This is a genomic window from Undibacterium hunanense (genome assembly GCF_014284335.1).
GTDB lineage: Bacteria > Pseudomonadota > Gammaproteobacteria > Burkholderiales > Burkholderiaceae_D > Undibacterium > Undibacterium hunanense.
In genome coordinates, this window is the sequence record NZ_JACOGF010000001.1 from 43,124 (window position 1) to 65,622 (window position 22,499).

The 22,499-nt window shown below is 51.4% G+C and carries 20 protein-coding genes; 5 read left to right on the forward strand and 15 right to left on the reverse strand.

Annotation, left to right across the window (positions count from 1 at the left end; all coding sequences use genetic code 11):
- Positions 1–29 precede the first annotated feature (29 nt).
- A complete protein-coding gene (locus H8L32_RS00165; protein ID WP_186945153.1) occupies positions 30–1,955 on the forward strand; it encodes a CocE/NonD family hydrolase in 1,926 nt (641 codons plus the stop codon).
- A gap of 23 nt (positions 1,956–1,978) precedes the next feature.
- Positions 1,979–3,232 carry a CapA family protein gene (locus H8L32_RS00170; protein ID WP_186945154.1) on the forward strand — a complete coding sequence of 418 codons (1,254 nt, stop codon included), beginning with the start codon at positions 1,979–1,981 and terminating at the stop codon, positions 3,230–3,232.
- Between the two features lie 109 nt (positions 3,233–3,341).
- On the opposite strand, the gene H8L32_RS00175 is transcribed toward H8L32_RS00170, so the two are convergent.
- From H8L32_RS00175 to mltG, 13 genes are all read right to left on the reverse strand, one after another.
- On the reverse strand, positions 3,342–5,420 hold the full coding sequence (locus tag H8L32_RS00175; RefSeq protein WP_186945155.1) for a 3-hydroxyacyl-CoA dehydrogenase NAD-binding domain-containing protein: 2,079 nt from the start codon (positions 5,418–5,420) through the stop codon (positions 3,342–3,344).
- A 281-nt stretch (positions 5,421–5,701) separates the two neighbouring features.
- A complete protein-coding gene (locus H8L32_RS00180) occupies positions 5,702–6,412 on the reverse strand; it encodes an ABC transporter ATP-binding protein (RefSeq protein WP_186945156.1) in 711 nt (236 codons plus the stop codon).
- Complete coding sequence (locus H8L32_RS00185; protein ID WP_186945157.1) at positions 6,409–7,173, reverse strand: ABC transporter ATP-binding protein; 765 nt, start codon at positions 7,171–7,173, stop codon at positions 6,409–6,411. Before H8L32_RS00185 ends, H8L32_RS00180 begins: the two co-directional genes overlap by 4 nt.
- The gene (locus H8L32_RS00190) at positions 7,170–8,456 is read right to left on the reverse strand and encodes a branched-chain amino acid ABC transporter permease (protein ID WP_186945158.1); all 1,287 of its coding nucleotides are present in this window, start codon (positions 8,454–8,456) and stop codon (positions 7,170–7,172) included. Before H8L32_RS00190 ends, H8L32_RS00185 begins: the two co-directional genes overlap by 4 nt.
- A 3-nt stretch (positions 8,457–8,459) precedes the next feature.
- Positions 8,460–9,407, reverse strand: a complete 948-nt coding sequence (locus H8L32_RS00195) for a branched-chain amino acid ABC transporter permease (protein WP_186945159.1) — start codon at positions 9,405–9,407, stop codon at positions 8,460–8,462.
- A gap of 96 nt (positions 9,408–9,503) precedes the next feature.
- A complete protein-coding gene (locus H8L32_RS00200; RefSeq protein WP_186945160.1) occupies positions 9,504–10,739 on the reverse strand; it encodes a branched-chain amino acid ABC transporter substrate-binding protein in 1,236 nt (411 codons plus the stop codon).
- Between the two features lie 108 nt (positions 10,740–10,847).
- Positions 10,848–12,500, reverse strand: coding sequence for a 3-(methylthio)propionyl-CoA ligase (locus H8L32_RS00205; protein WP_329605143.1), 1,653 nt, complete (start codon positions 12,498–12,500; stop codon positions 10,848–10,850).
- A 294-nt stretch (positions 12,501–12,794) separates the two neighbouring features.
- Positions 12,795–13,709 carry a 23S rRNA (adenine(2030)-N(6))-methyltransferase RlmJ gene (locus H8L32_RS00210; protein WP_186945161.1) on the reverse strand — a complete coding sequence of 305 codons (915 nt, stop codon included), beginning with the start codon at positions 13,707–13,709 and terminating at the stop codon, positions 12,795–12,797.
- A 105-nt stretch (positions 13,710–13,814) separates the two neighbouring features.
- Complete coding sequence (locus H8L32_RS00215) at positions 13,815–14,318, reverse strand: GNAT family N-acetyltransferase (protein WP_186945162.1); 504 nt, start codon at positions 14,316–14,318, stop codon at positions 13,815–13,817.
- Between the two features lie 10 nt (positions 14,319–14,328).
- The gene (locus H8L32_RS00220; protein WP_186945163.1) at positions 14,329–14,718 is read right to left on the reverse strand and encodes a PilZ domain-containing protein; all 390 of its coding nucleotides are present in this window, start codon (positions 14,716–14,718) and stop codon (positions 14,329–14,331) included.
- 21 nt (positions 14,719–14,739) lie between these two features.
- A complete protein-coding gene (gene holB, locus H8L32_RS00225; protein ID WP_186945164.1) occupies positions 14,740–15,774 on the reverse strand; it encodes a DNA polymerase III subunit delta' in 1,035 nt (344 codons plus the stop codon).
- Complete coding sequence (tmk, locus tag H8L32_RS00230) at positions 15,771–16,427, reverse strand: dTMP kinase (RefSeq protein WP_186945165.1); 657 nt, start codon at positions 16,425–16,427, stop codon at positions 15,771–15,773. The genes holB and tmk overlap by 4 nt, the downstream gene beginning before the upstream one ends.
- A gap of 74 nt (positions 16,428–16,501) precedes the next feature.
- Positions 16,502–17,488: an endolytic transglycosylase MltG gene (gene mltG, locus H8L32_RS00235; protein WP_186945166.1), complete on the reverse strand. Its 987-nt coding sequence runs from the start codon at positions 17,486–17,488 to the stop codon at positions 16,502–16,504.
- A gap of 141 nt (positions 17,489–17,629) precedes the next feature.
- Here mltG and ygfZ point away from each other — a divergent pair, with 141 nt between their 5' ends.
- The 3 genes from ygfZ to H8L32_RS00250 are packed head-to-tail and all read left to right on the forward strand — an operon-like array spanning position 17,630 to position 19,755.
- Complete coding sequence (gene ygfZ, locus H8L32_RS00240; protein WP_186945167.1) at positions 17,630–18,670, forward strand: CAF17-like 4Fe-4S cluster assembly/insertion protein YgfZ; 1,041 nt, start codon at positions 17,630–17,632, stop codon at positions 18,668–18,670.
- A gap of 60 nt (positions 18,671–18,730) precedes the next feature.
- The gene (locus H8L32_RS00245) at positions 18,731–19,018 is read left to right on the forward strand and encodes a DUF4936 family protein (RefSeq protein ID WP_268977610.1); all 288 of its coding nucleotides are present in this window, start codon (positions 18,731–18,733) and stop codon (positions 19,016–19,018) included.
- Complete coding sequence (locus H8L32_RS00250) at positions 19,009–19,755, forward strand: NRDE family protein (RefSeq protein ID WP_186945169.1); 747 nt, start codon at positions 19,009–19,011, stop codon at positions 19,753–19,755. The genes H8L32_RS00245 and H8L32_RS00250 overlap by 10 nt, the downstream gene beginning before the upstream one ends.
- A 35-nt stretch (positions 19,756–19,790) precedes the next feature.
- On the opposite strand, the gene H8L32_RS00255 is transcribed toward H8L32_RS00250, so the two are convergent.
- Both H8L32_RS00255 and H8L32_RS00260 read right to left on the reverse strand, forming a co-directional pair.
- Entirely contained in the window at positions 19,791–21,032 is a 1,242-nt protein-coding gene (locus H8L32_RS00255; protein WP_186945170.1) for an MFS transporter, read from the reverse strand.
- 133 nt (positions 21,033–21,165) lie between these two features.
- A complete protein-coding gene (locus H8L32_RS00260; protein ID WP_186945171.1) occupies positions 21,166–22,476 on the reverse strand; it encodes a homoserine dehydrogenase in 1,311 nt (436 codons plus the stop codon).
- Positions 22,477–22,499: the final 23 nt, after the last annotated feature.

Sequence of the window (22,499 nt, forward strand, 5' to 3'; positions counted from 1 at the left end):
GAACTGAACCAAATATTTGAAAGTAAGCTATGTTATTCAGATCCACCCCTACCGCAGCCGGCCAAGCCGTCGCTGCCGCGGTGCCGACTGCCAGCCATGCACCAGCTACTGACACGGTCAAAGTGATGCGCAGTGTCATGGTGACCATGCGTGATGGCATCCAGTTGGCGACCGATATCTACCTTCCCATCACCAGCGATCCGACACAACGCTTTCCTGTGATACTGGAACGCACCCCTTATGGCAAGACGCAGCCCAGCCGCAGTGAACGCACGCTGAACGACCCACAACCCATGAGCCGCGCGAGCATTGCTGAATTTTTTGCGCACCATGGCTATGCCGTAGTCTACCAGGATTGTCGCGGGCGTTACGAATCTGAGGGGGTATTCGTCAAGTACACCAGCGATGGTGAAGATGGCTATGACACCTGCGCCTGGATCATTGAACAGCCATGGTCTAACGGACGCATAGGGACCAAAGGTCTGTCGTATGCCGCACATACTCAGGCAGCCCTGGGTAGCACCAGTGCACCCGGGGTGGTCGCCATGTTCCTTGATTCCGGTGGATTTTCGAACGCTTACCAGGGCGGTATACGCCAGGGTGGCGCATTCGAACTGAAGCAGGTTACCTGGGCCATCAAACGGGCGATGGAAAGCCCGGGCATATTGGGCGACAAGGCAAAATATGATGCGCTGGCCTCTCTTGATATAGAAGCGTGGTTCCGCCGTGTCGAACAATGGCAGCCGGGTGCATCGCCACTCAGTCTGGCCCCAGAATATGAAGATTATCTGTTCGATCAGTGGCAGCGCGGTAGCTTTGATGACTACTGGCGCCAGCCTGGCCTGTATGCCGAAGGTTACTATGGGCAGTTCCCGACAGCAGCCACCGTACACATGTCATCCTGGTATGACCCGTATTCGCGCACGGCCTGCACCAATTACGCAGGCCTTATAGCAGCCGGTAAAGGGCCTGCCTGCCTGATCCTTGGCCCCTGGACGCATGGCAACCGTTCACAGACTTATGCCGGGGATGTCGACTTTGGCGTCGCCGCCACACTGGACAATAACCTGGCACCGGATTTTCTGGCACTGCGCCTGCAATGGTTTGACCGCTACCTGAAGCACAAACCAGCAGGCAACGACGAAGCCATGCCCGGTGTCTGCATTTTTGTCATGGGCGGCGGCAGTGGTCGTAAAAATTCTGAAGGACGCATGGAACACGGCGGCCACTGGCGTGTTGAATCTGAATGGCCATTACAGCGCACCCGCGAAACAGCCTACTACCTGCATCAGGACGGTAGCCTGTCCACCAGCACACCACAGCAAGAACAGGCACAACTGTCCTATGATTACGATCCGCAATGGCCAGTTCCAACCATAGGTGGTGCCGTTACTTCGGGCGAGCCCCTGATGGTGGGCGGCGCCTACGACCAGCGTTGTGGCCCAGGCATATTTTTTTGCGATGCCTCCAGGGCACCGCTCAGAGAACGTGACGACATACTGGTATTCCAGTCAGCACCGCTAAGCGCAGATGTTGAAATCACTGGTGCCATCAGCGCAGCCTTATGGATAAGTTCGGACTGTGTAGACACTGATTTCACGATCAAGCTGATTGATGTCTATCCACCCAATGCCGACTACCCGGATGGTTATGAAATGATACTCACCGATGGCATACGACGTGCCCGTTACCGCAATTCATGGGAACAGCCTGAAATGATGGAACCAGGCACCATCTATCAGGTCACCGTTGACGCCTTCCCTGTCAGTAATGTTTTCAAGACTGGGCACAGGATACGCATCGATATTTCAAGCAGCAATTTCCCAAAGTTCGACTGCAATCCGAATACGGGTGCTGCAGAAGGCGTCAGCGGACCGGTGAAAGTCGCTCGCAATGTGGTCTTTTGTGACAGCCTGCGGTCTTCGCATGTCGTGCTTCCTGTCATTCCTGCATAAGAGTATGCGAATAAGGGAACATGATGAAACAGCGTAGACGAGTCGTCTGGCCTGCTCTTTTTGCAATGCTGCTTGGTTTGTTTTGCCAGACCAGCGCGGCGCAAACGGGCGGGCATCATATTTTGCTGACTGGCCAGGTGATGTTGCAGCACAACCTGGCCACCTATGATGCACCGGGGTATGCCAACAATGTGGAATTGCAAAAGATCAGGCGACAACTGGACAGCGTTTTTGCACTCATGCGCAGCAGTGACACGGTCATCCTGGAACTGGAATCGGCGCTGAAAATCGATTCCACCCAGGCCCGTGAGGTTGAGCCGGGACGCGACAAAGACAGCGATTTTTTCCACGAAGTGGACCGTGACAGCATCGTCGATCTGATTACCCGGAAAATCCGCTTCGCCCCGAATCAGGCGATGTTTGCCGCCGCCAACAACCATGTCAGCGACAATGGTGTGCCAGGAATCACATCGCTGATCACCCTCTTTCAGGATTTGAACATTCCCCTGGCAGGTGTAGGCGATGAGCTTGCGGCAAGTGCACCTCGCTATCTGCCGGTCAAGTCCGGCAAATTGCCGGGTCAGCAGCTAGCTTCAGTTGCCTTGATTGCCTTTGCTACCGACAAGGTGAAACTACAGGCAAAGAAAACAGCAGTGGGTGTGAATACCCTGTCCGTCACCGACGATACCGCCAATACAGTTAACAGCGAAGACCGGCAGCGCATTGAGCAAAGCATCGCCAAAGCACGCAAGCAACAGGCAATCGTGGTCGCCTACCACCACAACCACCACTGGAACCAGAAACAGGTCAACCTGGCTGGCGGTATCGAACAATGGCGGTTAGATTTTGCACACTACTGTATAGAGCGCGGTGCAGACGTGTATTTTTCACACGGTGAACCACGTTTGCAGGGCATAGAAATTTACCAGGGGAAACCGATTTTCTATGGCTTGGGTAATTTCTTTTTCCAGACCAGGAAAGTCAATTTCTATCAACCAGAAGTATGGGAATCGGTAATGGCTGAACTGGAATATGATGACGCAAATCCACACACCATCAGATCCATCAAACTGACACCGGTTGTCCTGAATGAAAATGGTGCCCAAGCTGTGTTCATGCAAACACGCGGTTTACCGGCACTGGCGGATGACGCACAGGCAAGAAAAATTCTCACTACATTACAATCACTTAGCGAGAAATTTGGCACCCGTATCGATATTGATGACAGCAATCCCGCAGCTATCGTTGGACGCATCCGAATAGCCAAAGCTAGCTGAGCTGGTAGTCAATATGGCATGTAACAAAAAAGCGGTTGATCATTCAGATCAACCGCTTACAGAATTGCTACCTGTTTATTATTATATTTATTTCAAATCTGAATAAAACTTAGTTGAAAGTTTTACCTTCTGCTGCCAGTTTGGCCAGCAGTGGCGCTGGTTTCCAGGCATCGCCATGACGACCTTTGGCATATTTTTCCATGGACATGACCACGTTCGTCAAACCTACCGTGTCCGCATAGAACATAGGGCCGCCGGTATGCAGAGGGAAGCCGTAGCCTGTCAGGTAAACCATGTCGATATCTGATGCTCTGGTCGCAATGCCTTCTTCCAGAATATACGCCGCTTCATTCACCAGTGCGAATATCAGGCGTTCGACGATTTCCTGATCGGAAATCTTGCGACGCTCGACACTCAGATCAGCAGAATGCTTGATGATCATGTCATTCACAACAGCAGAAGGATAGGCTTTGCGGTCACCGGGTTTGTAGTCATACCAGCCAGCGCCAGTCTTTTGACCGTAGCGTCCCATTTCGCATAACAGATCCGCTGTTTTAGAGTAAGTGATCTGTGGCTTTTCCACGTAACGACGCTTGCGGATATACCAACCGATGTCATTACCCGCCAGATCGCCCATGCGGAAAGGTCCCATTGCAAAGCCGAGTTTTTCTACCGCCTTGTCAACCTGTTCCGGTGTACAGCCCTCTTCCAGCAAGAAGCCGGCCTGACGGCTATATTGTTCTATCATGCGGTTACCTATGAAGCCATCGCAAACGCCGGATACCACGCCGGTTTTTTTGATTTTCTTGGACAGGCCCAATACGGTTGCCAGCACATCCTTGGCAGTTTTCTTACCGCGTACAATTTCCAGCAACTTCATGACATTGGCCGGACTGAAGAAATGGGTACCGATGACATCTTCAGGGCGTTTGGTAAAGTCGGCAATCTTGTCAACATCCAGCGTAGAGGTATTCGATGCCAGGATCGCACCTGGTTTCATGACTTCATCCAGTTTCTTGAAGACCTGTTCTTTAACGCCCATGTCTTCAAATACTGCTTCAATCACGATATCTGCCTGCGCTATGTCTTCATACGCCAAAGTACCAGTGATCAGCGCTACGCGCTGTTCAAATTTCTCTTGCGTCAGCTTGCCTTTTTTCAGGGTGTTTTCATAATTTTTACGGATGGTGGCCAGGCCTTTTTCCAGCGCTTCCTGTTTCATTTCCAGGATTTGCACCGGTATGCCGGCATTCGCAAAATTCATGGCAATGCCACCACCCATGGTGCCGGCACCGATAACGGCAACCGATTTAATCGGGCGTGTCGGCGTATCTTCTGGCACATCAGGCAGCTTACTGGCCGCACGCTCACCAAAGAAGGCATGACGCAAGGCTTTGGATTCGGTAGTCTGCACCAGGTCAACGAACAGTTCACGTTCAAATTTAATGCCATCATCAAATTTTTTGGTAACTGCTGCGGCTACGGCTTCCACGCATTTCAACGGCGCCGGGAAAGGCCCTGCCATGGCGCGCACGGTATTGCGTGAGAACTGCAGGTAAGCTTCGTAGTTGGGGTAATCGATCTTGATATCACGCACGCGTGGCAACGGGCGCACATCAGCCACTTTAGCTGCAAAAGCCAGGGCAGCAGTCAACACATCGGCTTCCACTACTTCGTTAAAAATGGCTGTCCTGGCCAGTTTTTCAGATGGTACAGGTGTACCAGAAACGATCATGTTCAAAGCCATTTCCAGACCCAGTACGCGTGGCAGGCGCTGTGTACCGCCAGCACCAGGCAAGATACCCAGTTTAACTTCCGGCAAGGCTATCTGCGCACCTTTGGCGGCAACACGGTAGTTACAACCCAGCGCCAGTTCCAGGCCACCACCCATGCAGACGGTATGGATTGCGGCAACCACAGGTTTGGTAGAACCTTCCACCACATTGATGACAGTATGCAGGCTGGGTTCGGCAGATGCTTTCGGGGAATTGAATTCCTTGATATCTGCACCGCCAGAAAACGCCTTGCCCGCACCGGTAATCACAATGGCCTTGACGGCATCATCATTCAGGGCCTGCTTCATCCCGTTAACAATTGCCGTACGCGTGGAATGACCGAGACCATTCACGGGGGGATTGTTCAGGGTAATAACGGCAATATTGCCATTCACTTGGTATTCTGCGCTCATGTCTCTTCCTATATTAGAAATGCGGTTTGGATTCCCTTTGCCCGGCATCATGGCCATGCAACTGTCTGGTATCTGTAAAGCAGGATGTAAAAGCGATGCTGTCCTTACTATACCTCAAAATAGAACGATCGTATTATTTTAATCTAAAATTTTTTTGATAGACTTTCAATACGTCACCTGGCAGGCTTGAAGTGCCCGGAATGCTGGCATCCATCCCCCAGTCATCAGAACCTGCACGACTGGGGAAACGGATAATGACCTGGCGGTCACCCGACAAGGGCTTACACCTCCAGCCACTCCTTGCGTATGTTTTCATTTGCCCGCAAATCTGCCGGACTGCCTTCAAATACGATACTGCCATGTCCCATTACATACACCCGCTGTGAAATTTCAAGGGCAATCGCCAGTTTTTGCTCCACCAGCAAGACCGAGATGCCGCGATTTTTCAATTCCTTCAGGTATTCCGCCACCAGTTCCACAATCTTTGGTGCCAGGCCCTCGGTCGGCTCATCGATCATGATCAGGTCCGGATCCCCCATCAGGGTACGGCACAGTGTCAGCATTTGCTGCTCACCACCCGACATGACGCCAGCCTGGGTATTCCTGCGTTCACGCAGGCGTGGGAACATCTGGTACATGTCTTCCATGCTCCAGCGTGGTTTGCTGTTTTTGTCGCGGCCGGATTTTTCACCCAGCATCAGGTTTTGCTCTACCGTCAGGGAGGGGAAGATATCTCTGTTTTCAGGCACATAACCCAGACCACGATGGGCAATCTGGAAGGCTTTCAAACCGATGATCTCTTCTCCCTTGAACATGATGGAACCTGTTGCATCCACCTGCCCCATGGTCGCCTTCACCGTAGTCGAACGCCCTACCCCGTTGCGTCCCAGCAAGCTGACAATTTCACCAGGGTTAACGTGCATGTCCACACCATGCAGTACATGGCTCTTGCCATAAAAGGCATTCAAATTTTTTATCGTTAGCAGACTCATTCAACCTCCGCCGGTGCATGCCCACCTAAATAGGCATCCTTGACTTTTTGATTATTGCGGATATTGGCCGGGGTGTCACAGGCAATCACTTCACCATACACCACCACGGCAATTTTATCGGCCAGGCCAAACACCACGCTCATGTCATGTTCGACCATCAGCAGTGTCTTGCCGACTGTGACCTTGCGTATCAGTTCCACTGCGGCATCTGATTCAGAGCGACTCATGCCAGCGGTCGGCTCATCCAGCAAAATGACGTCTGCACCACCGGCAATGGTGATGCCGATTTCCAGCGCCCGCTGCTCAGCATAAGTCAGCAGGCCAGCGGTGATATTGCGCCGACGTTTCAGACCGATTTGCTCCAGCACTGCTTCAGCCCTTTCGTGTGCATCTTTCAAACCACCCAGCCTGTGCCAGAAAGAATACTTGTACCCCAAGGACCACAGTACGGCACAACGCAGGTTTTCATACACCGACAGGCGATGGAAGATATTGGTGATCTGAAAGCTGCGTGACAAACCACGACGGTTGATTTCATACGGTTTCAAGCCGCTGATGCTTTCACCGTTCAGTAAAATATCGCCCGAGGTAATCGGGAAACGGCCTGAAATCAGATTGAACAGCGTCGATTTACCCGCACCGTTAGGACCGATAATGGCAAAACGCTCGCCTTTTGGCACTTGCAAAGTGGCGCCACGGATGATTTCTGCACTGCCAAAAGACTTGCGTACTTCTTTTAATTCCAGCGAAAAGCCACTCATGCTTGCGCCCTCCGCATCTGTTCTTCAATTTCTGTGTTCACATCGCCCCAGTGACGGCTAAAGCCACCTTTAAGCCTGGAGCAGGCAAAGATCCCCACCGCGATAATGACTAAAGTTACCAGCCATGCCGTGTGGCTGGCCGTATCTACGGTCACGCCAAACAGGTTGATAATCGAACTTTGGGTAGCTTCCAGCGTACGCTGATACAGCATTTCCACGCCAATGATGATGCCAAAGGTGGTAAATGCCCCTGCCAGTACCAGTTTCCACATGGCAGGCCAGACCCGTTTGAACATGCCAAACTTGGCCACGCGCAGATTCATCATGATGATGCTGGCGATACCACCCGGCGTATACATGACGATCAGGATAAAAAACACACCCAGATACAACTGCCATGCCTTGGTCAGATCAGACAGCATGACTGTCAGGAACACACCGATCACCGCACCAATCAAGGGACCGAAGAAGAAACCGACACCGCCGATAAAGGTGAACAACAGCACCGCACCAGAACGCACGGCACTGACATTTTCTGCCGTGACGATCTCGAAATTGATGGCTGACAATCCACCAGCAATACCGGCAAAAAATGCAGACAATATCAAGGTCAGGTAACGTACCCACTGGGTGTCATAGCCAACAAATTCCACCCTTTCAGGATTATCACGTACGGCATTGACCATACGCCCCAGCGGGGTTTGGGTAAATGCATACATGCCTATGGTGCTGATGAACAACCAGAAGGCGATCAGGTAATACACCTGGATTTGCGGTCCATAAGTGATGCCCAGGAATGACTGGCCAATCACCCTGTTGGTGGAAATGCCGCCTTCACCACCAAAAAAGCTGGGGAACATCAGCGAGCAGGCAAACACCAGTTCCACCATGCCGAGAGTGATCATGGAAAACGTGGTTCCTGATTTTTTGGTCGTGACATAACCGAACAGAATGCCAAAGCACATGCCGGCGATACCACCGATCAAAGGTATCAGGGTGATGGGAAATACCATGCTGCCAGCCGCTATCAGATTCATGGCGTGAATGGCGAAAAATGCCCCTAATCCAGAATACACGGCATGACCAAAGGACAGCATACCTCCCTGCCCCAATAACATATTGAACGACAGGCCAAAGATCATCACCGTACCGATCTGTGACAGCAGCGACAGCGAACCACCGCTACTGAAGATCAGGGGAGTGACAATCAGCAGGATTGCAAAGCCGCTCCAGATCAGCCAGCGGGCAATATTAATGGGTTTGAATACTAAAGGTTTGCTCATCTTTTATCCTTCACGCGTACCGAGTAAACCTCTGGGCCTGAAAATCAGGATGAGTACCAATAAGAGATACGGCAATATCGGCGCGACCTGGGCAATGGTCAGGCTCAGCAGTGAATAGCCTGGTGCGCTGGCTGTTATTGACATGCCGAACACCGAAAACAGGGACACAAATGAATAATCCAGTGCCACGGCAAAAGTTTGCAAGACCCCGATCAGCAACGACGCCACGAAAGCACCTGCCAGCGAGCCCATGCCACCAACGACCACCACCACAAAAATGATGCTGCCCAGCGTGGCTGCCATGCCCGGTTCAGTGACAAAGGCATTGCCACCCACCACACCAGCCAGGCCGGCCAAAGCACAGCCACCGCCAAATACCAGCATGAAAACACGTGGCACATTGTGTCCCAGTGCTTCCACCGTATCCGGATGGGTCAGCGCTGCCTGTATCACCAGACCAATGCGGGTACGGGTCAGCAAAAGGTAAATCGATGCAAGCATCAATAAAGCCACTAGCATCATGAAGCCACGATACATGGGGAAAGTAGTGGTATACAGCGTGAACAATGGTCCATCCAGTGCGGCCGGGATGGGATAAGGCACGGTTGAGCGCCCCCAGATCAGTTGCACCAACTCCACAATTACGTACGACAAACCGAAGGTGAACAATAGTTCCGGAATGTGGCCGTATTTATGGACAGAACGCAGACCATAACGCTCCACCATGGCGCCGAGAAAGCCAACCACCAGTGGGGCGAGAACCAAGGCAGGCCAGAAACCGATTTTGACACTGATGGCATAGGCAAAATAGGCTCCCAGCATATAGAAGCTGGCATGGGCGAAATTAAGTACGCCCATCATGCTGAATATCAGCGTTAGTCCCGACGACAGCATAAACAACAGCAGGCCGTAACTGACGCCATTCAACAAAGTGATCAGTGTGAATTCCACAGCAAAGATCCTTTTCAGAAAATTCTTGAACGATCGTACTATTTATAGGTAAAAAAAGAGAGGACACTATACAAGCGCCTCTCTTCTCTGCGTTACTTAGCCAGGGCGTTTCATTTGACAAGAAGATGGCTGGGAAGCGACAAAAGAATCGATCTTCTGATTGGTTTTCCAGCCCATGCCTGTATTTTCCTGATCAAACTTGACATCCTTGCCATTAGTTTTAACCCAGGTGGCGATGTACAGCGGTTGCTGGATCTGGTGATCCACCTTGCGCATCATGTCGTCGCCATTAAGGCTCTTGAAATTCAAGCCTTCCAGGGCAACCGCCACTTTTGCAGGCTCGATGGACTTGGCCTGTTTGACAGCCTGGGACATCGCTGCGATCACAGAATAGGTCGCGATAGCGTAGTAGTCATCCTTGTATTTATTCTTGAAGCCTTCAACAATATCCTTGCCGGAGAAGGTTTCATTATTCGGATTCCAGTAACCCACATACTTGACTCGGTCCACACCGGCAGCACCCATGGCAGTCGGCACACCAGTCGTTGCGGCATAGTAGGTATAGAAATTGGCTTTCAGGTCTGCATCTTTGGCGGATTTGATCAGCAAGGCCAGATCGGCACCCCAGTTACCTGTAATCACGGTATCAGCACCGGACGCCTTGATTTTTGCCACGTAAGGTGAGAAGTCCTTGACCTGGCCGATAGGATGCAAGTCATCGCCTACGATCTGTATGTCAGGACGTTTGCGCGCCAGGTATTCCTTGGCAGCACGTGTCACCTGCTGACCGAAAGAATAGTTCTGGCCGATGATATAGACCTTCTTGATATTCTTGTCAGCAGCCATGAAAGTCGTCAGGGCTTCCATTTTCATGTCTGAATTGGAGTCAAAACGGAAATGCCAGTAGCTGCATTTGCTGTTGGTCATGTCAGGATCAACCGCAGCATGGTTCAGGTAGATGATTTCCTTGCCCGGATTGCGCTCATTGTGCTTGTTGACCGCATCCAGCAACGCCAGCCCCACACCCGAGCCATTACCCTGGGTGATATAGCGGAAGCCTTTGTCGATGACGGTTTTCAACACGTTCAGGGATTCCTGTGTGCTGCCCTTGTTATCGAAGCCGACCACTTCAAATTTATGCTCACCAGCCCATTTGTCTGCATTCGCCTTATCGGCGATGTACTGGTAAGAATTCAGGATGTTTTGTCCAACTGGTGCAAATGGACCTGACAATGGATCGATATAAGCGATCTTGATGGTATCTGCCATGACCGCTGGTACGGCGAAGGTTAAAGCGACTGCAGCAAGGCTTGCACGTAAAGGAAATTTCATTTGTCTCTCTCCGGTATTCTCGTAGTTTGGAATCTAGATTTTTTTCGTTTTATCGCCACTTCACAGGCCACGGCAGGATTCATAGAACCACGCGCAGCCCGTCACTTCCTATGCAGTTGGTAGTTTATGTTCCTTGAATTGCTCCCTGAGTTTATTTTTCAAAATTTTGCCGGTTGCGCCCAAAGGCAGGCTGTCGATAAACACCACGTCATCCGGCAACCACCATTTTGCGACCTTGCCATCAAAATATTGCAATAGCTCTTCTTTGCTGACTTCGGCTCCCGGCTTTTTCACTGCCAGCAACAAAGGACGTTCATCCCACTTGGGATGGAACACACCTATGCATGCTGCCTGCAAAATTGCCGGATGTGATACCGCCACATTTTCCAGATCTATCGTGCCTATCCATTCACCGCCGGACTTGATCACGTCCTTGCTGCGGTCAGTGATCTGCATATAGCCATCACCGTCTATGGTTGCCACGTCACCAGTTGGGAACCAGCCATCTTCAAGTACATCACCGCCTTCGTTTTTATAATAATGGTCAATAATCCATTGTCCCTTGACCAGCAAATTGCCATAGGTTTTACCGTCCCATGGCAATTCCTTGCCAGCGTCGTCCACGATTTTCATGTCAACGCCGTACAATACATGCCCCTGCTTTTGCAATATGGACTGCTTTTCGTCTTCGTCCAGATCAGTGTGCTTGGCCATCAGCGTACCCGCTGTGCCCAGTGGTGACATCTCTGTCATGCCCCAGGCATGAACCACTTCCACGCCATAGGTATTGCGCAGGGTTTTCATCATCGCCGGTGGGCAGGCTGAACCGCCAATCACCGTACGCTTGAAGCTCGAAAATTTCAGATTATTTTGTGCCACATAAGTCAGCAGACCCAGCCATACCGTAGGCACGCCAGCCGAGAAAGTCACTTTTTCCTGTTCAAACAATTCATACAGGGATTTACCATCCAGATTCGGGCCTGGGAATACCAGCTTGGAACCATTCAGTGGCGCAGAGTACGGCAGGCCCCAGGCATTCACGTGGAACATGGGTACGACCGGCAAGACCGAGTCACGGGCCGAGACATTCAAGCCGTCAGGCAGTGAGGAAGCGTAGGAATGCAGGATGGTGGAACGATGCGAATACAGCGCGCCCTTAGGGTTACCTGTTGTGCCCGAGGTATAGCACAGGCTGGACGCAGAATTTTCGTCAAATATTGGCCAGACAAAATCTTCGCTGTTGGCATCGATCACATCTTCATACGCCATCAGGTTAGGGATTTTGCTGTCGGCAGGCAACCGGTCACGATCGCACATCATGATGTAACCCTTGATCAGCGGACAATGACTGGCAATTGCCTCCACGATAGGCAGGAAAGTGATGTCGAACAGCAGGTACTGGTCTTCGGCATGGTTGGCGATGTAGGCAATCTGTTCTGGATGCAATCTGGGGTTGATGGTATGCAGAACAGCGCCAGAGCCGGATACGGCGTAATAAGCTTCCAGATGACGGTAGCCATTCCAGGCCAGGGTGGCGATACGGTCGCCCATTTTGACACCCATACCGGCGAAAGCATTTGCCAGTTTTTTTGCGCGCTTGTGGCATTCGGTGTAATTGTAGCGATGAATATCACCTTCAACGCGACGGGAAACGATTTCGTTTTTTCCGAAATAACGATCGGCATGCTCGATAAGGCTGGAAATAAGCATGGGCTTGCTCATCATTTGCCCCATCAAAGGGCTCATCGGGTAAGACGACATTTGTTCTCCTGAAAGATGCGACGTTATGGATTACTTTGCTGATCACCTGTTAGGCTGAATTTTATTCTTTACCGATTTTTGTACGACCGTACTAATTCGTCAATCAGTATTTCTTCCGCAACGCACAACCAGGAGCACCCACAACTTTCCTGTTTTTCGTTCTCCATAAACAAAAATGCGGAAGAATCGATCTTCCGCATCGCAACAATCATGAATCGGGACTTGTATCGCAAAAGCGAGTTTTATTATTTCGTCTCTCTTTTTTGTCCGCTTCCACCGTACTTAATTTAGCATCTATTTCCCTTGACGTCTGACTGGCATCGGCCCATCACCGGATTCCAGCACAAAATTGGCGCTGGAATCCCGGCCCAATACGCTGACCAGGTAAGGCATGACTTCCCGCAGTGTGGCAACCAGGGTCCAGGGTGGATTGAGGACGAACATGCCGCTGCTGTGCAAGCCAAAACCATCTGGTGTAGGACCACTGATGGACAGCGTTACATTGAGCCAGCTATTGGACTGCAGGCGCTTGAGTTTTTCAGGCAGGCTGCGTGACTCCTGTCTTTGCAATACCGGATACCAGACTGCAAATGTACCTGTAGGGAAGCGCTTCAGCGCATCTTCCAGGCACACCTTGACGCGACGGTAATCATCTTTGACCTCATACGGAGGATCGATCAGTACCAGGCCACGCCGTGATGGCGGTGGCAGCAGTGCCTTCATGCTTTCATAGCCATCGCCGGCAGAAATGATCACACGCTTGCCACGCACGGTTGTACGGCGCCCTTGCTCCGCTGCATGGGCATCCAGCTTGCGGAAGTTTTCGGCAAGTATCTTGATTTCACTGGGGTGCAATTCGAACAGGCGCAAGCGATCCTGCTCACGCAGGATAGTGTTGGCGCAATACGGTGAACCAGGGTAGTAACGCATCTTGCCACTCGGGTTCAGGTCCCTGATCAGCTTCATGTAGGAAGCCATTGCCTCGGGCAGATCTTTCCTGTCCCACAAGGGGGCAATACCGGTCTCGTACTCTGCATTCTTGCTGGCATAACCACTGTCCAAAGAATACAGGCCAGCCCCGGCATGTGTGTCTATGTAGGAATAGGCCGTGTCTTTTTGCCCCATGTATTCCAGCAACTGGACCAGGACAAAATGTTTAAGTACATCGGCATGATTGCCCGCATGAAAGCCGTGACGATAGCTGAGCATAATGAAAAACCTTCAAAAAATAAGAAACAACGACTTGCATGGCAAGCCGTTTGAAAATGACAACAAGGTGAAGCTTCAGGAACCGTGCTGATGCTGCTGACAGGCTCAGACTACACGCTTGCCGAGAATGATTAAATCGCGCTCTATGCCATCCAGTGTGGCGACGCGTGGCATATTGGCCCAGGTTTCAAAGTCAAATGCAGCGAATAATTTCAGGCTGGGCAGATTGTGACCAAAAATAAAACCAAGCAGGGTATGCACATGAATGGAAGGCGCAAAGGCAATAGCCTGGCTTAAAAAATACCGTCCCAGCCCTTTTCCCCGGGCGGCTTCATGCAGGTATATCGACAATTCGGCCGTACCTGAATAAGCAGGCCTGCCGTAAAAATTGGAAAACGACAGCCAGCCTATGACCTGACCACCCTGCTCGCAGACCCAGAGCGGACGTGTTTCAGGGCGATGTTCATGAAACCAGGCGTGCCGGGATTCAACACTGACAGGTTCGGTATCGGCAGTCACCTCACGCGAAGCTACTGTGGAATTATAAATGGCGACGATTTGCGGCAAGTCATCAAAACTTGCCAAACGGTGTGTAAATGCTTGCGACATCTGCTCAGACTCAAAGTGTATGGGTAGCTCTGGACGAACGTACCGCAGCGCCAAGTAACTCTTCCACACGCAGGCGTATGCGGGTGCCACTCTCGTCATCCGGGAAGTGCACGCCTATTCCCTGCGACTTGTTGTTACCAGCCCCGGCTGGCGTAATCCATGCCACCTTGCCGGCAATAGGATATTTGTTCGGATCATCGAGCAAAGTCAAAATCAGATAAATCTCTTCGCCCAGACGATAGGTTTTATTGGTGGGAACAAAAATCCCGCCATTTTTCAAAAACGGCATGTAAGCAGCAAACAAGGCTGCTTTTTCCTTGATGGCCAAAGACAGCACCGAAGGACGATTGGGTGAAGGTATATTGAGCGGAACACTGGGATCTGCTGGTAAATCTGACATTTTTCTGGCTTTCGCAATGCTTTAATCAAATAGTGCAGAGTATTCCAGCAACATATCCTCCAAAAACAATTTGGCGGATAAAGGGTGGCTGGCAATGGCCTGTCTTTCATTGCAATTCTTGATGAATTTCTGCAAAACAGCTTCATTCACTTGCAACGACAAGGCTCTCAACTCCTTTTCATAGCGAGGATGATACCGGATTCTGCCACTTTGTTTATAGGAAAATATATCGTAAAGCCAGCGCTGTAGCCATCCAACGACGACTGGCATGTCCATTTTCTGCATTTTATCGGCAGTCCTGAGGCTAAGCTCTGTGCCTGGTTTGCTCAGATACCCCAAAAACTCATCTAGGTCCGCACGCAAATCCGACTGTGCCATCTCGAAAGCCGCCAGCGGTGCCCCGCCCTGCTGCGCCAGCCATACATCAGCATCGCGCGCGCCTTGCTGCTGCAGCCACTTCAGCGCAATGGCCGGATCGGGCAAACCAAGCGGAAACTTGTGGCAACGTGACAAGATGGTCGGCAACAAACGGTCTATGCTGTTTGACACCAGGATAAACACGGTATTCGGATTTGGCTCTTCCAGCGATTTCAGCAAGGCATTCGCAGCCGGCACATTCAGCGCTTCCGCCGGATACAGGACGATGACCCGCCTGCCGCTGCGGTGCGTAGATATATTCATGAAATCCGACAGGGCACGAATCTGATTGATAACAATCTCTTTCGATGGTGCCTTGCTGGCTTTGGTGGTTTTGCTGACCGGTTCTGCATCTGCCTCACCGGACTGTGCTTCATCTTCGTCCAGCAATTCTGGACGTACGCGACGGTAATCAGGATGGCTGTATTGGGCAAACCAGCCGCAGGAACCGCATTGCTGGCAGGCATGGCCACCCTCACCCGGGCTTTCACACAGCAGGGATTGCGCCAGGTGTTCGGCAAACACCGTCTTGCCTATACCTTGCGGGCCATGCAACAGAAAAGCATGTGGCAAACGTTGCCCCAGTGCCTGCAATTGCTGCCAGGCGTCTTGCTGCCAGCTGTAAAGTGGATGGGTCATGCTGCCGACTGAGCGCTATCCAGCAGCTCATCCATCAATTTATCCAGTTGCAGGCGTATGTCGGCGATGCTTTGAGTCGAATCGATGATCCTGAAACGCTGCGGAAATTCTGCTGCACGACGCAGATATTCCTGCCTGGTGGCCGCAAAGAAATCGGCCTTTTCCTGTTCAAATTTATCCAGGTCGCGGGTCGCATCAAGGCGTGCCCTGGCCACTTCCAGTGGTACATCAAACAACAGGGTCAGGTCTGGTTGCAGATCGGGGTGCACCCATTGTTCCAGCGCATTCAGTTTATCCAGCGGCAATTTCCTGCCGCCACCCTGGTACGCAAAAGTGGCGTCGGTAAAGCGGTCAGAAATCACCCAGTCGCCCCGTTCCAGCGCAGGCTGTATTAGTTGCGCCAGATGTTCACGCCTTACGGCGAACATCAACAGGGCTTCTGTTTCCAGGTGCATCTTGTGTTGCAGCAGTAGCGCGCGCAAGGTTTCGCCCAGGGGTGTACCCCCAGGTTCACGACTACAAATGACTTTTATGCCACGTTTCTGGAGTTTTTCCTGTAGATACTCGGCGACATAAGCGATATGCGTCGATTTGCCGGCACCGTCTATGCCTTCAAAGGTAAGGAATTTTCCTGTTTGGTTCTTGCTCTGCATATTTTTTGAAGATGGGGTCGTTATTACTATTTCTGGTGCTGGTATTTCAGCGCTGGCTTTTCAACGCTGATATTTCAACGCTGATACTTATTAACGGCACGATTATGGTCATCCAGATTATGTGAAAACTGGCTGGTACCATTGCCACGCGCCACAAAGTATAAGGCATCACTTTTGGCCGGGCTAAATGCGGCTGCCAGCGACTCCATACCCGGCAAGGCAATCGGTGTCGGTGGCAAACCGGCACGGGTATAAGTGTTATAGGGCGTATCCGTCAACAAGTCACGTTTGTATATTTTGCCCTGATACCGCTCGCCCATGCCATAAATGACGGTAGGATCAGTCTGCAACAGCATGCCGATCCGCAAGCGGTTGATAAACACTGCCGCGATCATATTACGTTCCGACTTTTGGCCCGTCTCTTTTTCGATGATGGAGGCCATGGTCAGCGCTTCGTAACGGTTTTTATACGGCAGATCAGACTCACGCTTTTTCCATGCATCATCGAGTTTTTTCAATAATTGCGTGTGGGCCTGCTGATACAGTTGTACATCCGAGCTGCCTTTGGCAAACCGGTAGGTGTCCGGAAAGAACAATCCCTCTGCCTGACTGAATTCAGGACTGATCTTGCGCATCAGGTCGGCTTCGCTCAAGCCCAGGGTTTCATGCTTGATAGCAGGATGGGCATCGACCAGCTTGCGCATTTGCTGGAAGGTCCAGCCTTCGATGATGGCCAGGCTGGCCATGGAAAAGTCACCATTGACGATTTTATTCAGCAAATCCTGCGGTGTCTTGCCCGCTTCAATTTCGTAAGACCCGGCCTTTACCTGGTTGGCCTTGCCCAAAACCCGGGCCAGCGCTTCCAGCAACATGGGGTTGACCGGCACACCGGCATCCTGGATCTGGCGGACCGAAGCACGCACACTGCTACCTGGCTTGATCGCAAATTCTATGGTCGGCCTGTCCTCAAACAGCGGTTGCTGCACCCAGGAATAGAATCCATAACCGGCAGCGCATGCCAGCAGTATCAGCAAGACAAAAAGTTTTTTTATGAATCCCATGCAGGCAGCTTATTTAAAAATTGAGTGTGTTCTGACGCAATTTTGCGGACGCTACTATAATTCGCCTGAACAGGTGCAGGCGGTATTGTAAGGCCAGTACGAACAATAAGCGAATCAGCAAAGAAGAGTGAGTATATTAATATGATCTGGGAAGAATTTTTGTCCGGCCAGGGCGCTGTCATTGAAAACGGTGATACCCGGGGATTTGCGCCTCACTGGCAATCCAGTGCCTTGCAAACCGGCTTTGTCGCCCCTTTGACAGACCTTGGCCTGATCCTGGTCACCGGCGAGGATGCCGGCAGCTTTTTGCACAATCAATTAAGCAACGATGTAGAACATCTGAATGCCACGGATGTGCGTCGCGCAGCCTATTGCACGCCTAAAGGGCGCATGCTGGCCAGTTTTCTGTACTGGAAAAACGAGCAAGGCATAGTCTTGCAGCTATCCCGCCCTCTGCAAGCCGCAGTGCAAAAACGTCTGCAAATGTTTGTATTAAGAGCAAAAGCCAAACTGCTGGATAGTAATTCTGAACAAGTAGTACTGGGCCTGGGTGGTGCAGCCGCTGCTGGCGTGCTGCAAAACTGGTTCCCGCAATTGCCCACCACGGCAAATACGCAAGTCACTAATGCATCAGGCAGTTTGTTGCGCTTGCCGGATGCAGAACAACACGCGCGTTTTCAATGGATTACCTCGCCTGAACTGGCACAGCAAGCCTGGCCTGCACTCAGCAGCCAGTTACAGGTCGTGAACACGGCAGCCTGGCGTCTGACGGATATACAGGCCGGTATCGCGATCATCCTTCCGGCTACGCAAGAACAATTTGTTCCGCAAATGGTCAACTTTGAACTGATAGGCGGCGTTAACTTCAAGAAGGGATGTTATCCCGGACAGGAAATTGTTGCGCGTAGCCAGTATCTGGGGAAGTTAAAGCGCCGTATGGGCCTGGCCAGAATAGCCGCCGGGCAGGTATTGCCGGGCACGGAAATTTTCCATAGCGATGATGCAAGCCAGCCTTGTGGCATGGTAGTCAACGCCGAAGAAGAACAGACTGACAGCAGCCTGGCATTGATAGAAATGAAATTAAGTGATCAACAAGAAGGCAAACTGCATCTGGGTTCAGCTACTGGCACAGAGCTTGCGTTACTGCCCTTGCCTTACGAAATTTTGGACATTACGCAATAACTGACAACACTGACTGCATCCATGAAGCATGCAAGACCAGAAACGATAAAGACCGCCGATATGGATTGTTATATCTACTTTAAAACCATGAGCAGCCAGGAGACTGAAGTGATCCTTCAGGAACAACTGCTCCAGGACCATATGCGACAACAGTCTGGCAATGCCCATGGTTTGCAAAGAAGGCCATCTGCGCAAGATGGCCTGCACACCTGGATGGAAGTGCATCGTCAGGTCAGCCCGGACTTTGAACAGCAACTGGCACAAGCGTATGCCCAAACCCGTTTATCCGAATTGCTGCAGGGTGAACGACATATGGAATATTTTATGGATGTGAGCTTATGTGCCTGATTGTTTTTGCCTGGAAACTGATACCCTGCACACCGCTGATTTTTGCGGGTAATCGTGATGAATTCTATGAGCGCCCCGCTGCTGCTGCAAGCTGGTGGGAAGATAATCCGCATATCTTTGCAGGCCGTGACTTGCAGTCTGGCGGCACCTGGATGGGCATCACCAGTCAAAATGGTGCTGACAGCCTGACCACCAAATTTGCCGCCATCACCAATATCCGCGCCCCTGCCGAACGCCGTGAAGACGCACCATCGCGTGGTGAACTGGTCGCCAATTACCTCAACAGTGCGCTCAGCGCACAAGACTATATTGCCAGCATCCGTGATCAGGTGGCTGACTATAACGGCTTCAATCTGCTGCTGGGTGATCAGGAAGACCTGATCTGGTTTTCAAACCGACATCAGGATGACGAGCGCAACGGCCAGCCACTGCCGCCTGGCATTTACGGTATTTCCAATGCGTCGCTGGATACCCCGTGGCCAAAAGTTGTCAGAACCAAGGCAGAATTTGCCAGCATGATTTGTCAGCGTGCGCCGGTGGATGCCTATTTTGAAGTATTGGCCAATACCACACCGGCACCCGATTGCCGCCTGCCGGATACCGGCATCTCGTTCGAGATGGAAAGATTATTGTCATCACCCTGCATCGTGTCGCCAGACTATGGCACCAGGGTCACAACGGTGCTGAAGGTCCACAAGGACTATCCGGCAGAATTTCACGAAAAACTGTTGCGCTGATCGCAGACCGACCGCTGAAGCCACCGGCACATGCCTCAGACTTTTCGCAATGGAGCCCGCCATAGCAGAACGGCGGCAATCAATTTTAATATGCAGGGCAATACTGCATAAGCGATAGTCAATGCCTGTAAACCTCCTGGCGTGCTGACACCGGGCACGTACCCCAAAAATTCCAGCAAGGGCAAGGACAGGCCGGCAGCAAGAGCAAGATTCATTTTTGTTGCCCAGTTCCAGACGCCAAAATAACTCGCCTCGTTTTTTTCGCTATGCCCAGCAGCGTGAATCACACCCGCAAGAATGGCAGGCGGCAAAGCCAGGTCAGCGCCCAGGCTCATTCCCGAAAAAATGCAGATAATTGAAAATGCCAGGCTGTCACCCGCCCCCAAACCGACCACGCACATGAAACTGGCGATGGACAAGAGCATGGCCATCAGCCACGCCCTCACCTCTCCCTGTTTTTTTGCCAGATAGGTCCACAACGGCATGGACAGGGCAGCTGCCACAAAATACAGCAAAAGCAGGATGCCGGACAAATGTGCGATCTGCAATCTGTCCCTGGCAAAAAATAAAAACAGGGTTGCCGGTATGGCAGCGGCAATACCATTCATCACAAACACCGAAAATAAAGCGCGAAAACAGCGGTCAGCAAATAATTCTTTCAACTTCAAAGAATGATGTTTTGCTGCCTGGTTTCTGATAATGGCCGGTGTCTTTTTCGTCAACAGCCACCCCGTTGCCAGCAAGGTCAGTGTCAACGCCGCTGCCAATGCACTGGCATTACCAAATTGGGTGATCAGCGCAGTGACGATGACACCACACAAGCCGAAAGCTTCACGAAAAGCAGTCAGCCTGACCCTTTGCCCTGGTTCCTGGGTTAACGCAGCGCCCCAACTCTGATGCGCAATGCTGGCGATACTGAAGCCGGAATAAACGATGATCAGCGTTATAAAAAACCAGCCAAAGGCCAGGTGTTGAATAGACAAAGGTGGATGAAACAGGCCAATAAATCCCAATATCAGCAAAGGCAGTGCCACCACAATATAGGGGGCAAAACCACGCCCGTGCGGACGACGGTCTATCAACTTGCCGATATAAGGGTCAATGAAAGCATCCATTACCCGGGTCAGCAATAAGGCTGTCCCTATCATGGTCAGGGACATGCCAAAACGATCGGCATAAAATTGCGGGACATAAACATAAATAGGCAACGCCACCATCGCCAGCGGAAAACCAAACAGGGCATAGGCAAGCAAATGGGACAGCGAAAGATTTTTCATGTCATCCAGTCTGAAATGGAAAACGGCGCAACCATTATTTCATGGTCACGCCGCTTTCACAGCTTTAGCAGCTATGGAAAATCATAGCAGATCATAAGAGACAGTCACGCAATGTCTGACCCGCCAACAGGTATCAGCTCAACTCTTCAAGTCGTAATTTGGTGACTGCACCAAACACAGCATCAAGTTTTTCGATTTTTTCTATCGCCGCGACGATATTTTTCTCTTTGGTCTGATGCGTCAGGATGATGATGTCGGTCTGTGTTTCGCCCTCTGCCGGTTCTTTTTGCAGCATGGCATCGATAGAAATCGTCAAATCAGCCAGGATGCGGGTGACATCGGCCAGTACACCAGGCTTGTCAGCAACATGCATGCGCAGGTAATAGCTGGTGACGATTTCTGACATCGGCAACACCGGCAAATCACTGAGGGAATGTGGCTGGAATGCCAGGTAAGGAACCCGGTGTTCCGGGTCGGCTGTCGCCAGACGCGTGATATCCACCAGATCGGCAATCACGGCCGATGCCGTTGGTTCGGAACCTGCACCTTTGCCATAATACAGGGTGGCACCTACGGCATCACCCTGCACCAGTACTGCGTTCATCGCGCCTTCTACATTGGCGATCAATCGTTTTTCCGGGATCAGCGTAGGGTGTACACGCAGCTCGATACCTGCATCAGTGCGCTTGCTGATACCCAGCAATTTGATGCGATAACCAAGTTCTTCTGCATAACGGATGTCGCTGGCCTGCAACTTGGTGATGCCTTCGACATGGGCTTTGTCAAACTGCATGGGGATACCATACGCAATCGAGGCCATGATGGTAGCCTTGTGTGCAGCATCCACGCCTTCGATATCAAAGGTAGGATCGGCTTCGGCATAACCCAGTTCTTGCGCCTGTTTCAGTACGGTTGCAAAGTCCAGGCCCTTGTCACGCATTTCCGACAGGATAAAATTGGTGGTGCCGTTGATGATGCCAGCGATCCACTGTATGCGGTTGGCGGTCAAACCTTCACGCAAAGCCTTGATGATGGGGATGCCGCCAGCAACCGCTGCTTCAAACGCCACCATGACTGACTTTTCTTGCGCTGCTTTAAAAATTTCATTGCCGTGGGTAGCCAGCAAAGCCTTGTTGGCAGTAACCACGTGCTTGCCGTTGGCGATGGCTTTCAATACCAGGTCTTTGGCAATGCCATAGCCACCGATCAGTTCGATGACGATATCAATATCCGGATTGGTGACAACCAGATTGGCATCGCTTACCACTTCGCATTCACCGTTGGTCAATTCGCGCGCCCGCTCAACATTCAGGTCTGCCACCATGGCAATCTCAATCGAGCGACCTGCGCGACGCGTAATCTCTAACTGATTACGCTTCAAGACGTTAAAAGTGCCGGAGCCGACGGTGCCTATGCCTAACAGGCCTACTTTGATGGGTTTCATATGATTTCTAAACAATAAATGGA